The sequence below is a fragment of the Butyricicoccus sp. Marseille-Q5471 genome, from assembly GCF_951230135.1.
Taxonomy (GTDB): domain Bacteria; phylum Bacillota; class Clostridia; order Oscillospirales; family Butyricicoccaceae; genus Agathobaculum.
This window is the reverse complement of record NZ_CATNVC010000003.1, coordinates 292,793-306,195: the sequence shown is the minus strand read 5'-3', so window position 1 is coordinate 306,195 and position 13,403 is coordinate 292,793. Positions and strand designations below refer to the sequence as shown.

Genomic DNA, 13,403 nt, shown 5'->3' with positions numbered 1-13,403 from the left:
TCCACAGGTTTGTGGATAAAATCGTGGATTACAGCTCAATCACGTGAAACCCCGCCGCTTTTTTGATGCGGTTGGCCACTGCCAGACCCAGTCCGTCGTCAGACGGGCACTGCGCCCAAATCGCGTTTACGGCAGTGTCGTCAAACGCCCGCAGACGGTCGAACACCTCGCGTGCCTGCGCGGGCAAATCGTCCGAACGGCCGAACGGCTCGGTGACGCAGGTCGGAAACGTCGAAACGCACTCATCAAAACAGAGTACGCCGTCACCGGCCTGCGCATGCGCCGCGATGTAGGCCGCGCTTGCTTCCGGCGTGCCGCGCACGACGGTGACAGGCGCTTTGGGCGCGTAATGCCGGTATTTCATGCCGGGTGCGGACACACGAATATCGTCCCCGATTTTTTCATACAGCGCGCGGTCGACCTCAACCTCGCCCAGCACCGTTTCGAGCTGCTCAAGCGTCACGCCGCCCGGTCGGAGCAGCCGCGGCTTTTCGCCGACGAGCGAAATCACGGTCGACTCCACGCCAACACCGCACGCGCCGCCGTCCAAAATCGCGGCAATTTTGCCATCCATGTCGCGCAGCACGTGCTCCGCGGTCGTGGTGGACGGCCGTCCCGAGGTGTTCGCGGAGGGCGCGGCAAGCGGCACGCCCGCGGTGCGGATCAAATCCCGCGCGATCGGATGCGCGGGCAGGCGCACGCCGACTGTGTTCAGTCCCGCCGAGACCTCAATCGGGATGATGCTGCCCTTGGGCACAATCATGGTCAGCGGACCGGGCCAAAATGCATCCGCAAGCAGCTTTGCCGAGGCGGGAACCGCCGGGCAGAGGTCAAAAATCTGCTCAAAGTCCGCAATGTGGACAATCAGCGGATTATCCTGCGGTCTGCCCTTTGCGGCGAATATTTTCGCCACAGCAGCCCCATTCAGCGCGTTTGCAGCCAGTCCGTACACCGTTTCTGTGGGAATTCCCACCACTTCACCGGCAAGAATCAGGTCTGCTGCGGTTTTTATGGCATTTTTATCAAGTTGTGGGGATAGTTTTTCTGTTTTCATAAAGAAACACTTCCAAAGTGGAAATTTAAATCCGATTTTTAAAAGGGTAATTTAACGGACACCCGCTCTGATAAAATGAATGCATCCTATCAGAAGGGGCGTGCACGATATGTCGGAGCATTACATCACCATCACAAAGGAAATCACCAAAACCGTTCGTTATGAATCGGGATTTGACGCGCAAACCTTTGTCACCGTGACCGGTTTTAAGCATTATTACGGTCTCGACCCGTTTCAAATCGGCCAGCTGATTCGCTGCCGCAAAGAGCCGGGCAATCCCTATGACAGCGACGCAATTCGCGCTTTTCTGCCCGTTTTGGGCACGGTTGGCTACCTTGCAAACGCTCCGCAGACCAAGGCCGGCGGCACGCTGAGCGCCGGACGCGTTTACGCGCAGGTTCCCGACCGGTTTTACATCCGCGTGCTGTTTACCACGTTCACCAAGGTCATTTGCCGCGTTGAAACCGACCGTGATCTCGCGCATTTGGACGCCGAGCTGAACCGGCAGCTTGCCGCGCGGGGCAGCTGGGACGAAGCCGATTTTTCACCCGCGCTGCGGTGATTACTGCTCGCCCTGCGCCTTGAGCTTTTCCGCCGTATCGGCTGTAATCAGCGCGTCGAGCACCTCGTCGAGGTCGCCGTTCATGAACTGATCAAGCTTGTACAACGTCAGCTTAATGCGGTGTTCACTAACACGATTTTCCGGGAAATTATAGGTGCGAATGCGCTCGGAGCGATCGCCTGTGCCAACCTGGCTGCGGCGATCGGCCGCGATGGCGGCGTTCTGCTTTTCAACCTCGGCCTCGTACAGGCGCGAACGAAGCACGCGCATTGCCTTGTCCTTGTTCTTGTGCTGACTGCGCTCGTCCTGACACTCAACGACCGTGTTCGTCGGGATGTGTGTGATGCGGATTGCGGATGAGGTCTTGTTGATATGTTGTCCGCCCGCGCCGCTTGAACGGAAGGTATCAATGCGTAAATCTGCGGGATTTAGGTAAAAATCCACCTCTTCCGCTTCTGGAAGTACAGCAACGGTTACGGTAGAAGTGTGCACACGCCCCTGCGATTCGGTTTCCGGCACACGCTGCACGCGGTGCACGCCCGACTCAAATTTGAGCCGAGAGTAAACTTTTTCGCCCGCAACGCGGAACACAATTTCCTTAAAGCCGCCGAGCTCGGTCTCATTTGCGCTCATAACCTCGGTTTCCCAGCCGCGCCGTGCGGCGTACATTGAGTACATACGGTACAGCGAGTTTGCAAACAGCGCCGATTCCTCGCCGCCCGCACCGCCGCGAATTTCGACAAAAATGTTTTTGTCGTCGTTCGGGTCTTTGGGTAATAACAGAATTTTCAGCTCATCTTCCAGCCGCGCAAGGTCGTTTTTGGCCTGCTGCAGCTCGTCCTGCGCAAGCTCGCGCAGGTCGGGGTCGGACAGCATTTCGGTCGCATCCTCAATCGTGCGGCCTGCCTGCGCCCACGCGCGGTAGGTCGTGACGATTGGCTCTAAATCATTGCGCTCCTTCAAAAGCTTGGCCGCGCGGGTCGGATCATCGTACAAATTCGGCTCGGAAAGACGCATTTCCAGCTCATCCAGCCGCGCGGAGAGCGATTTTACTTTTTCAAACATGATTTCACCTCGATTTTGGCGGAATTATAGCTTTGGCGGCTGTCCCGCCGCAGAAAGTGCGGTGAGCAGCTCCTCGAGAGCTGCATCCCGATGGTCAAAAAAAGGACGAAAAACCGCCCGATACTGCTCAATTGCGGCCAACGTGACCGTTTCATAGCCTGCTTTTCCGTCCTCTGCCGGATAGCAGACGCAGTAAATCACAAGCACGGCGATGCGCTCCGCGGCCTCAATCGACAGCGCATGGCCGCTTTCCTCGATGATCTGCATCGCAAACGCGACCTGATACTGCGCCGGAATGCGCACCAAACGCGCGGACAGGTCGTTGTACAGCCGCGCGGCCTGCTCGTCGGTCAGCTTGTTTTCGCTGAGCATGCTCAGCAGGGCAAGCACCCTTGCTTCGGCCTCAGCCGGCATGGTCTGCATTGCTGTTTCCTCCTTTTTTACCACCAACGCCCCGTCAGCATCAGCCCCAAAATCGAGCAATACTCGCGGCAATGCACGGAAATCCGCTGCGCGGGATAGGGCGTGGGGGCGGGAATGCCATAAGGGTCAAGTCCGCCGCGGCGCATGAGCACGCGCGCACGGGCAAGGTGAAAATCGCTCGTAATGACAGCGGTGCGGTCGCCCGTGCCAACAAATTCACGAGCGTTTGTAATGTTCTGAATTGTGTTGTTTGAGGCCGATTCCTTTAGTAAACGGTCACGATCCGCACCGTTTTCTACCATATAGTCAAACATTGCCTCAGCTTCCGGAACAGGCTCGTTGCTGCCCTGACCGCCGCACAAAATGGCTTTAGCGTTTGGGTGTGCGGCCAAATAATCGAGCGCGGTGTCGAGCCGCGCCGAGAGCGCCGCGGATGGGCGGCCATTTCCATAAACCCGCGCGCCGAGCACCAGCACGAAATCCGCGTCGCTCGCTTGGCTATCCGACTGCATCCCACCGATGATAATGCCCTGAATTGCAATAAAAGAAACCAAAAACAACGAAAATAGCACCTTTCCAAGGATAGAAAGTGCGTGAAACGCCTTATGCTTTTGCTGATTTCGTAGCATCAGCCACTCGCCGGCACAGCCGACAGCCAGTGCCAGAAAAAATACGCCGCCGAATCGGCTGGGGTCCCACGGAAGCTGCACGACACCGATAATTGCGCAAATAACAGCTAAAACAGACCAAAAACAATACTTTTTCACGTCTGCATCGCCTCCAACTCGGCAGCGACAGCTTCCCATTCTTCCATTTTAGCGGTCAGTTTTTCGTCGCTGGCCTCTTTTTCACTCATCAGTTCAAGCAATTTGCCTGAATCGGACGACGATACAATCATTTGCTGCTCCAAATCGGCAGACTGCTGCTCCAACTGCGCAATTTCACGCTCGAGCGAGGACAGCTGTTTTTGCAGATTTTTCGTGCCGCCCGTGCGTTTGGGACGCTCTGCAGGCTTGGGCACATCGTCGAGCGTCGGCACGGCGCGCTCCTTTTTGCGCGGCGCAGGAGCGGACTCCGGCGCGGGCAGAGCGCCGCCCTTTTCTCTCCATGCAAGAAATTCGCTGTATGAACCGATGAAATCAGTCAAAACACCGTTATCCAGATACAAAACGCGGGTCGCAAACCGCTCCACAAAATAGCGGTCATGTGACACGAACAGCAACGTGCCGTCAAACGATTCGACCGCCGACTCAATCCATTCGCGGGATGCGAGATCAAGATGGTTGGTCGGTTCGTCCAAAATCAGCAGGTTGAGCGGATCGTACATCAGCTCGCACAAGCGCAGACGGCTTTTTTCGCCGCCGCTGAGCATGCTCACGGTCTTCATCTGCGTTTCGCCCGTGAACTGGAACGCGCCGAGACGGTTTCTCGCCACCTGCATGGTGACATTTTTGTCGTAAATCAGCGTGTCAATCAGGTTGCGGTGCTCATTTGGAAAGTGCACCTGCTGCGGCAGATAGGCGGGCTTGAGACCCACGCCCTTGCGGATGACGCCGTGGTCCGGCTCCTGCTCACCGAGCAGGATTTTAAGCAATGTGGTCTTTCCCGCGCCGTTCGCACCCAGAATCGCCACCTTTTCACGATTTCGGATATTGAAACTCACATCATCTAAAACCGTCCTATCACCAAAGGTTTTTGTAATTTCACGAACCTTCAGCACCTCTTCGGTTTCATAATTCGGGTCGCCGAAGCGCACGCTCATCGACTTGTCGGTCTTGGGACGGTCGGTCACCCTCATGCGCGAAATACGCTTTTCGATGGACGCCGCACGCTTCGCCAGATGCTCGGTTCCGTGCTCATGCATCTTTCGGGCAACATCCTCCAAACGCTTTTTCTCGGCCACCTCGTGCTCATGGTGCTTTTGCTGCTCCTCACGCCGACGCTCGCGCTCGACCGCGTAAAAAGAGTAGTTTCCGGCATAAAAATCGCAGGTGCAGTCGTGAATTTCGATGATTCTATCGCAGCATTGATCCAAAAACCAGCGGTCGTGCGAAATGGTGAGCACGGTGCCGCGATAACGCTCCAAATACTCGCCCAGCCAGCCAACCGCGTCCATATCGAGGTGGTTGGTCGGCTCGTCGAGCAGCAAAATATCGGTCTTTTCCAAAATGATGCGGGCAAGGTTGATCCGGGTTTTTTCGCCGCCCGAGAGCAGCTCAAACGGCTGCTGACGCATTTTCTGCGGGATTTCCAAACCGTTGCACACCTGATCAATCTCAAAATCGCGGTTATAGCCGCCGAGCGCGTCCAATCGCGCTTCCAGCGCGGCATAGCGCTTAAGCAGCGAGGTATCATCCGGCCGATGCGCCATTTCGGCGGTCAGCGCCTCAAGCGCGGCAATGATTTCATCCGACTCGCGGAAGGCCAGACGCAGCACATCCTCGACCGTTGCGTGCGCAGGAAAATCAGGCATCTGATCAATGATGCCCGCGCTTTTGCCCTGACCGATTGAAACGGTGCCGCCGTCATGGGGCAGGCGGCCGGTGAGAATGTTGAGCAGGGTGGTCTTGCCCGCGCCGTTCGCGCCGAGCACAGCCACCTTTTCACCCGGCTGAATATCGAACGAAATGTCCTGTAAAATCAGGCGGTCACCGTAATATTTGGTTAAATTCTGTACGGAAATATCGGCCAAAACAACTTGGCTCCTTTCGGAATTACTTAAAAACAGGGGAGAGCCGCATGCTCCCCCCTGCGCCGCGGCGCAGAAGCGCAGCGGCATAAAACAGGAAATAGCAGAAATCTGCTATTTCCGTCAAAAAGCACGACATGCGCGTGGTTTTTGACACAAACCGACGGAGAATTGTGCCTGTAAGGCGCGGTTCGGAGTCGGAATACTCGATTGCAAGCGTGGTTGCAATCGAATTTTTAGTACGGCATCAGCGGAATCTGCTGCGGCTCAGCCGCGCCCTCAGGCAGCAGCATCGCCGTCAAATCGGGACGGGCAGTCTCGATAAAGTTTACCCCGCCGCGAATCAGATAAGTCAGCGCATCCATATGCTCGGTCTGCAAGCTCATCGTAAACAGACCGGCGCGGCGGCAGGCACGCAGCAAGGCCGGCGTCCAATCCGTCACGACGGCGCGCAGGCCGAACAGACCGGTCGTCTGCGCGGCACGTACGAGCGCTTCGATGTTGTCCGGCACGGCGGGCAGCTCGCCCATGATATGCAGCTCCGGGTTTGCAACGGCAAGACGCGCGGCCTCGACCAGTCCCAACCCGACAAAAATCGTCTCATCCAGGCATTCGGCATGGCGCAGCGTCATCCGAAGCTGCGGCAGCAGTGTCTGATTGCGCACGGTAATCGCAATTTTGGCGCGGCAGGTCTTTGCAAGCTCAATGGCTTGTCCGGCCGGCACCAGCTGGGGACAGGCCTGATGCAGTTCCGCATAGCTGTAATCGCTGATGTTCATGCGCGTGCCGTCAGCCGCATTGCTGTAGCCATCGGCCGAAAGCACGGCAATGCCGTCCGCCGTCATATCAACGGACAGACAACAGCCCTTCGCGCCCTCTTCGTTACCGGCAAGGATGGATTCCAGACTATCCCGGTCTGTCCCCATACAGCCGGACGCCGAAAGTACAAACGTATCCTTGTTGGTATAATACATATACCTACCCTCTTTCTGTCTTACAGGGTCTCAGGCTCCTCGTAGGTCACACCCTGGGTGTCAACGGTAACGCGCTTCATGCGCTGCTCCTGGCGGGGACGGTCGTGCCAGTCGCGGGGCGTGTTGACGATGCCATCGGCCACGTCCATGCCTTCAATCACCATGCCGAAGGAAGCATACTGGCCGTCCAGATGCGGGGAATCGGTGGTCATGAGGAAAAACTGGCTGCCGGCAGAGTTGGGATCGGCAGTGCGCGCCATGGACAGCACGCCGCGGCTGTGAATCAGATCGTTCTGGAAGCCGTTCTGGGTGAATTCACCGCGGATGGTGTAATCCGGGCCGCCGCGTCCGGTGCCTTCGGGGTCGCCGCCCTGAATCATGAAGCCCGGGATAACACGGTGGAAAATCGTATTGTCATAAAAACCCTTGTTGATCAGCGAAATAAAATTGCGCACGGTGTTCGGGGCAATTTCGGGATATAATTCGGCGCGGATAATACCGCCCTGTTCCATTTCAATCGTAACGATAGGATTGCTCATTACATTATCACTCCAAATTCAAATTTTGCGTATACTTATGATTATTGTAGCAAATATAATTGAATTGAGCAAGTCATGTTTCCATAATGCAAACATCTCCCTTGGTTCTTTCACATTTTTCACCCAGTTATTCACAGCCGGTCGGTGGATAACTGGGGATAACTATGTGGACAAAGTGGATAACTCCTTGTATTCCCCTGCCGAAGACGATGAAATGAGGGAATTCTCTGTTTACGATTTGTAATATTCCCAGTAATTTTCTGTCAGCTTTTGTATAAACCCTTTCCACAGGCGGCACACTTTGTTTGCAGGGTATCCTGCAGGAAGGGAGCAGCAGCAATGGCAGACGAAACAGAAAAAATTGAAGCACCGGAAGAAAACAGCATTGCGCAGACCGGTTCGATAACGGCAAGAACCAAGCACGGAACGGTTCACTGTATCACAATCATCGGGCAGATTGAAGGGCATATGGAACTGCCCTCACAGAATAAAACCACCAAGTACGAGCATTTGATTCCGCAGATTACGGCGGTAGAGCAGTCGGACGAAATTGACGGCCTGCTGATTTTGCTCAACACTGTGGGCGGTGATGTGGAAGCGGGTCTTGCAATCGCGGAGCTTATCGCGGGCATGCGCAAGCCGACCGTTTCGCTTGTACTAGGCGGCGGCCATTCCATCGGTGTGCCGCTCGCAGTGGCGGCGAAAAAGAGCTTTATAGCGGCCTCGGCGGCGATGACCATCCATCCGGTGCGCATGAACGGCACGATTATCGCCGTGCCGCAGGCGTTTGAGTATCTCGCAAAAATTCAGGAGCGGATTGTTGACTTCATCACCTCGCACTCAAAAATCAAGTCTGACCGTCTGCTCGAGCTGATGCGCGAAACCGGACAGCTGACGGCCGACGTGGGCACGGTTATTTCCGGGGAAACCGCGGTAGAAACCGGCCTGATTGACGAGGTCGGCACGCTGAGCGACGCCCTCGACGCACTGTATCAAATGATGGGGGAAAAACCAAAAGAGCCGCCCGAACCGCAAAAGTAACCTACAATAGTCCTAACGCGACGTAAATATCAAAAAGTCAGGACTTGCGCCTGACTTTTTGCCTGCGTCACAGCATATCATAAAATAGATTGCGAACCCGCAATTTCATAAAAACCGGGGCTCTGCCTCGGTTTTTATACAAACCGACGTAGAATTGTGCCTGAAAGGCGCGGTTCGGAGTCGGAATACTCGATTGAAAGCATGCTTTCAATCGAAGCACAAAACAAGGGCCCCGTCACCAGACAGGACCCTTTAATTTTGAACCATGCAGTTTTCCTTTCCTTGGGAAACATTGATTCTTTGTATTCAATTTTTTCCGATTTGTATGCATCCTATCGTTCACGGGAGTCGCCCGACTGCGGTTCGTTGTTCTTGATTTCGATTACCTTCTTACATTCGGGAACTCTATGTGAAATTTTGCTGAGCAGCGTCTCTTTCTTGCGAGTCATTACCGTACATCAACCCGAATCATTTTCAGGAGCCTTTGATACCATCTCATTGCCCGTCTCTGATTCGCTTTTGCTTCACCATACTCATCAGTATGCCCATCGGCCACTGGGTGAACACTATTTTTGGTCTGGTGCAGGTGTTTTGATTTCATATTCCGCAGACGCGCTTCGGGTTCTTTCATGCGTGAACCTTGCTTTCCTGCCGCTTTGATCCGCGATTCTCTGTCTTGTGCTCTGGACGAGGATTGGTCTAATCGAGGATAGCTTCCCCAGAGGTTTCGTCCCCACTTACCGGAGGCCGATCATGCTTTGCAGGCGGTTCGAGGTTGTTACTTGGAACTCGCGTTTTTTAATAGCTATCACCTGAATCGTTTCTTTCGGTTACAGCGTCGCAGCGAGTCCCGCGAACTGGTAGGACGCTTCTTCTAATACCATTGGACTCACTTCCTTTCTGCTTTGCCAGCTCATTTCGTCTTACAGAATGATTGGGGTGTCGCCCCGCTCCAAAGCCCCTGCTTTGGCATTTGGTGTTTGCCCTTCTTCTTTCTGTGCCCTTATAATATCATTGATATTGCACAACGTCAAGTGTATTTCGATGTCTTTTTATGGTGAAAATAAACGAGTATTTCCACCTCTTTTCAGCGTTTTACCTCTTTGCATGACGCTTTGAATTTGATATAATAAATACGTTGGGGTTTGTATGCCCCTCTTTTTTTTAAGGAGGTTTTATTATGGATATTTTTAGTTTTTATATGCCTACCCGCATCTTTTTCGGCCAGGGCGCGGTCAAAAAGCTGGCGCGCGCAAAGCTGCCCGCAGGCAAGGGTCTGATTATCACCGGCGGCACCTCGACCACCCGTCTGGGCTATGTCGGCAAGGTGTCTGATGCGCTCGCTGAGGGTGGGCACAAAACCATCGTTTACAATAAGGTGCAACCGAATCCGACCATTGAAAGCGTTCGTGAATGCGCCGCGCTCTGCCGGAGCGAGGGATGCTCCTTCGTGGTCGGTCTGGGCGGCGGCTCGTCGATTGATACCGCCAAGGCGGTCTCCATCATGGCGACCAACGACGGCGACTGGTGGGATTACATCCACGGCGGCTCGGGCAAGGGACAGCGCATCAAGAATGACGGTCTGCCGCTTGTTGCCGTCACCACAACTGCGGGCACGGGCACCGAGGCCGATCCCTGGACCGTTATTTCCAACGGCGAGGAGAAAATCGGCGGCGGCGGCGACAAGACGTTTCCCGCGATTTCTATTGTCGATCCCGACTTTATGATGACCGTTCCGCCTCATTTGACTGCATATCAGGGCTTTGACGCACTGTTTCATGCTTGTGAAGGCATGCTGGCCAACATTTCCAGTCCGATGAGCGAAATGTTCAGCCTGCGCGCCATTGAGCTGATTGGACAGGCTCTGCCGACCGCTGTGCAGGATGGCGGCGACAAGGATGCACGTGCAAGCGTTGCACTGGCCAACACGCTCGCCGGCTTCGTTGAGACGCTCTCTTCGTGCACGAGCGAACACGCCATCGAGCACGCGCTGTCCGCATTCCACCCGAATCTGCCCCACGGCGCGGGGCTTATCATGATTTCACAGGCCTACTGGAAGCGTTTTTACGCCTCCTCGGGCGACCGCATGGTCGCAATGGCGCGTGCACTCGGCTTTGCCGACGCATCTGCACCTGAGCACTTCGTCGAAGCGCTGCACACCCTGCAAAAGCGCTGCGATGTAGCGAGCCTTAAAATGTCCGATTACGGCGTAGACGGCAACGATCTGGGCAAATATGCCGACAATGCGCGCGACACGATGGGCGGTCTGTTCCGCGTCGATCCGCGCGAGCTGACCCGCGATGATGTGATTGAAATTTTACAGGAAAGCTATAAATAATGCACTTATTCTGAGGTGACAATGAGTGAATCAACATATTTCTAAAATTATATCGTGGATCATGATTGTCATTGCAATTTTATTTATAGGGTTTGCGTTGATGAACCCGCAGGCAGGCTTTCCCTGGAGTCAGGAAACCACCTATGTGCTTTATATGGTGTATATTCTCCTGATTATTTTCTTTATGATGGCGCCATTCCAGAAAAAATAGAAACAGTAATCTGTTATCAAACAAAAGAAGGTTATTTTTCGCATGAAACACATTTTGATGATCGCCACCGGCGGCACAATTGCCTGCCGTCAGCAGGGACGCGGCCTTGCACCCTCGCTGACCGGCGAGGAGCTGCTCGAATTTTTGCCCGAAATCCGCAACATTTGCCGGGTCGTGGTGGAAAATCCGCTGTCGATCGACTCAACCGATATGACCGCTGAAGATCGGATGAAAATTGCGACCACCGTTTGGCAGAATTACGACCGGTATGACGGTTTTGTCGTCGCGCACGGCACGGATACGCTATCCTACACAGCCGCATTTCTGTATCACGTGCTCAAAAACCTCAACAAACCCGTCATTTTAACCGGCTCTCAGCTGCCGATGGGCGTTGAAGATTCGGATGCCGAGCGCAATTTGCTCGATGCGTTCCGCGTCGCGTCCGCGGGTTATGTGGGCGTCGCCGCTGTGCTGCACGGCAAGGTCATCCGCGGCAACCACGTGGTCAAGGTGCACACCACCGATATGGACGCGTTCCAATCCATCGGCGCGCCGCTTGCCGGCACGGTGGATGACGAGGGCAATGTACGGCTGAATATCGTGCCGCTGCTCGGCGGCGAACCGCGGTTTGTCGATCAGGTCGATCCCAAAATCGTGCTGATGAAGCTGGTGCCCGATCTTGACCCCTCCATTTTCGATTTTTTAAGCCGCTATCCCAAGGTCATTATCGAAGGCTTTGGCTCGGGCGGTATCCCGACGAGGCTGGAAAAGGTCGTGCAAAAGCTGATTATGAGCGGCACCAAGGTGTATTTGACCTCCCAGTGCATCGAGGGCGAAACCAATCTGCACAAATATGAGGTCGGCCGCCGTGCCGAGGCCATGGGTGCGATTTCGCTCGGCCACCGCACAACGGAGGATGCGCTTGCGGCAATCATGTGCGGAGAACTGTAAAATTTTCTGTTATAAACTCGCTCCTTTCCGTGCATACTTTGCTTGGAAAGGAGTGTTTTAATATGCAGATTACCATTGATCGCGGCGGCTGTATTTCGTGCGGCCTGTGTGAAGGCACCTGCCCGAGCGTTTTCCGCATTGCGGAGGACGGTCTTGCCGAGGTGTATGAGCAGCCTACCGCTGCCAATCAGGCAGAAGCCAAGGAAGCCGCAGACGCTTGTCCGGTATCGGTCATCCACGCAGAAGGTTAACACACTTCGCAAAAATAAAAAACCCCGAACGGTTTGTTTCGGGGTTTTTTATTATTTCTTGATATTTGCTTCGTAAAACTTCTCAAACAGGCTCATCATCAGGCCCTTGCGCCGGTTTTTGCCAAGGTGTTTCAGGTATTTCCAGCAGGAAATCGCCGTAATCAGCCCGCCGACGGTGCAGACAATCATGTCCTGCATGGTGTCGCTCACGCCGGTCAGCGCAACCTGCTGCGGATCTGCGCCAAACAGGGACACGCCATACTCCCAAATCTCCCACAGCACCGCGCTGGTCATGGAAAACATCCACGTATACGCTGCGGCATTGAACGCGTCCCGCCGATCGAGACGGCGATCTGGCTTGTGATAGAAATAGACGATTGTGCCCAGTGCGGCAAAGAGAAAACCGGATAAAAAGTGCAGGATTTTGTCCCAAAGCGGAATAAAATCATATGCACCGAACAAACTTGCGAACGAAACCGCCGCAAACACAAAGCCGTTGAATACCAGCTCCAGCAGCGGCACAGGCTTCAAATGCGCGACCTTATACAGCACAAACGGGACAGCCGGCAGCGCAAGTCCGGCCACCGCGAGCAGCATATTATAAGCGGTGCAGTCAAACGAAAGGCGGTACACGATTGCCGCCACGGTCAACACATAATAGGCGATCAGCGTGATACGACGCATGAACGGCCTCCTCTCAGCGGTTTTTTTGGTATTCGGCGACGGCGAGCTCATCGCAGCGGTTGTTGTACGGATTATCGGCATGACCCTTGACCCAGTGAAAGGTCACATCGTGCTGATCGAGCAAATCGAGCAATCTTCCCCACAATTCCGGGTTCTTAGCAGGTTTTTTATCCGACTTAATCCAATTTTTCGCACGCCAGCCCTTAGCCCATCCCTTGACAATGCCGTCAATGACGTATTTCGAATCGGAATACAAATCGACCTGACAGCGCTCGGTGAGCGTTTCGAGGGCGGTAATGACGCCGAGCAGCTCCATGCGGTTGTTGGTGGTGTTCGGCTCAAAGCCGGACATTTCTTTTTCAAACTTGCCGTACTTGAGCACCGCGCCCCAGCCGCCCGGTCCAGGGTTGCCGGAGCACGCGCCGTCGGTATAGATGGTTACATTCTTCATAGTATCTCCCAAAAAAGCGTTTCCCCTATTGTATCACAAGATTTCCAAAAATAAAACCGCAAATAAACTTCTTAGAATCCCCCGCGCCGCAGCGCGCATTCAAAAGGACTGGCGGCATCGCCGTCAGTCCCAAAAAGGCAGGACATGCGCCTGCCTTTTTGACCCCGACC

The 13,403-nt window shown here is 54.6% G+C and carries 15 protein-coding genes; 5 read left to right on the top strand and 10 right to left on the bottom strand.

Features of this window, described 5'->3' with window-relative positions; genetic code table 11:
- Positions 1 to 28: 28 nt before the first annotated feature.
- Positions 29 to 1,054 carry an L-threonylcarbamoyladenylate synthase gene (locus QOX26_RS06015; protein ID WP_283674060.1) on the bottom strand — a complete coding sequence of 342 codons (1,026 nt, stop codon included), beginning with the start codon at positions 1,052 to 1,054 and terminating at the stop codon, positions 29 to 31.
- Positions 1,055 to 1,163: 109 nt separating this feature from the next.
- Here QOX26_RS06015 and QOX26_RS06010 point away from each other — a divergent pair, with 109 nt between their 5' ends.
- Positions 1,164 to 1,616 (top strand): HIRAN domain-containing protein, encoded by a 453-nt coding sequence (locus tag QOX26_RS06010; RefSeq protein WP_283674059.1) that lies wholly within the window; start codon positions 1,164 to 1,166, stop codon positions 1,614 to 1,616.
- On the opposite strand, the gene prfA is transcribed toward QOX26_RS06010, so the two are convergent.
- The 6 genes from prfA to QOX26_RS05980 form a co-directional block, all read right to left on the bottom strand.
- Positions 1,617 to 2,681 carry a peptide chain release factor 1 gene (gene prfA / locus QOX26_RS06005; RefSeq protein WP_283674058.1) on the bottom strand — a complete coding sequence of 355 codons (1,065 nt, stop codon included), beginning with the start codon at positions 2,679 to 2,681 and terminating at the stop codon, positions 1,617 to 1,619.
- 24 nt (positions 2,682 to 2,705) lie between these two features.
- Positions 2,706 to 3,104 (bottom strand): hypothetical protein, encoded by a 399-nt coding sequence (locus tag QOX26_RS06000; RefSeq protein WP_283674057.1) that lies wholly within the window; start codon positions 3,102 to 3,104, stop codon positions 2,706 to 2,708.
- A gap of 17 nt (positions 3,105 to 3,121) precedes the next feature.
- The gene (locus QOX26_RS05995) at positions 3,122 to 3,871 is read right to left on the bottom strand and encodes a YdcF family protein (RefSeq protein ID WP_283674056.1); all 750 of its coding nucleotides are present in this window, start codon (positions 3,869 to 3,871) and stop codon (positions 3,122 to 3,124) included.
- Entirely contained in the window at positions 3,868 to 5,796 is a 1,929-nt protein-coding gene (abc-f, locus tag QOX26_RS05990; protein WP_283674055.1) for a ribosomal protection-like ABC-F family protein, read from the bottom strand. The genes QOX26_RS05995 and abc-f overlap by 4 nt, the downstream gene beginning before the upstream one ends.
- Positions 5,797 to 6,029: 233 nt before the next feature.
- A complete protein-coding gene (locus QOX26_RS05985) occupies positions 6,030 to 6,767 on the bottom strand; it encodes a hypothetical protein (protein WP_283674054.1) in 738 nt (245 codons plus the stop codon).
- A gap of 20 nt (positions 6,768 to 6,787) precedes the next feature.
- Complete coding sequence (locus QOX26_RS05980; protein ID WP_283674053.1) at positions 6,788 to 7,306, bottom strand: peptidylprolyl isomerase; 519 nt, start codon at positions 7,304 to 7,306, stop codon at positions 6,788 to 6,790.
- 339 nt (positions 7,307 to 7,645) lie between these two features.
- On the opposite strand from QOX26_RS05980, the gene QOX26_RS05975 reads away from it, so the two are divergent.
- Entirely contained in the window at positions 7,646 to 8,347 is a 702-nt protein-coding gene (locus QOX26_RS05975) for a ClpP family protease (RefSeq protein ID WP_283674052.1), read from the top strand.
- A gap of 448 nt (positions 8,348 to 8,795) precedes the next feature.
- Here the strand turns inward: QOX26_RS05975 and QOX26_RS05970 are convergent, their stop codons facing one another.
- A complete protein-coding gene (locus tag QOX26_RS05970; RefSeq protein ID WP_283674051.1) occupies positions 8,796 to 8,978 on the bottom strand; it encodes a hypothetical protein in 183 nt (60 codons plus the stop codon).
- 549 nt (positions 8,979 to 9,527) lie between these two features.
- Here QOX26_RS05970 and QOX26_RS05965 point away from each other — a divergent pair.
- The 3 genes from QOX26_RS05965 (at position 9,528) to QOX26_RS05955 (ending at position 12,098) form a co-directional block, all read left to right on the top strand.
- Entirely contained in the window at positions 9,528 to 10,685 is a 1,158-nt protein-coding gene (locus QOX26_RS05965; protein ID WP_283674050.1) for an iron-containing alcohol dehydrogenase, read from the top strand.
- Positions 10,686 to 10,938: 253 nt separating this feature from the next.
- Entirely contained in the window at positions 10,939 to 11,847 is a 909-nt protein-coding gene (locus QOX26_RS05960) for an asparaginase (RefSeq protein WP_283674049.1), read from the top strand.
- 62 nt (positions 11,848 to 11,909) lie between these two features.
- The gene (locus QOX26_RS05955; RefSeq protein ID WP_283674048.1) at positions 11,910 to 12,098 is read left to right on the top strand and encodes a ferredoxin; all 189 of its coding nucleotides are present in this window, start codon (positions 11,910 to 11,912) and stop codon (positions 12,096 to 12,098) included.
- A 51-nt stretch (positions 12,099 to 12,149) separates the two neighbouring features.
- On the opposite strand, the gene QOX26_RS05950 is transcribed toward QOX26_RS05955, so the two are convergent.
- Both QOX26_RS05950 and rnhA read right to left on the bottom strand, forming a co-directional pair.
- Complete coding sequence (locus QOX26_RS05950; RefSeq protein WP_283674047.1) at positions 12,150 to 12,782, bottom strand: hypothetical protein; 633 nt, start codon at positions 12,780 to 12,782, stop codon at positions 12,150 to 12,152.
- A gap of 13 nt (positions 12,783 to 12,795) precedes the next feature.
- Positions 12,796 to 13,233: a ribonuclease HI gene (gene rnhA, locus QOX26_RS05945; RefSeq protein ID WP_283674046.1), complete on the bottom strand. Its 438-nt coding sequence runs from the start codon at positions 13,231 to 13,233 to the stop codon at positions 12,796 to 12,798.
- Positions 13,234 to 13,403 lie beyond the last annotated feature (170 nt).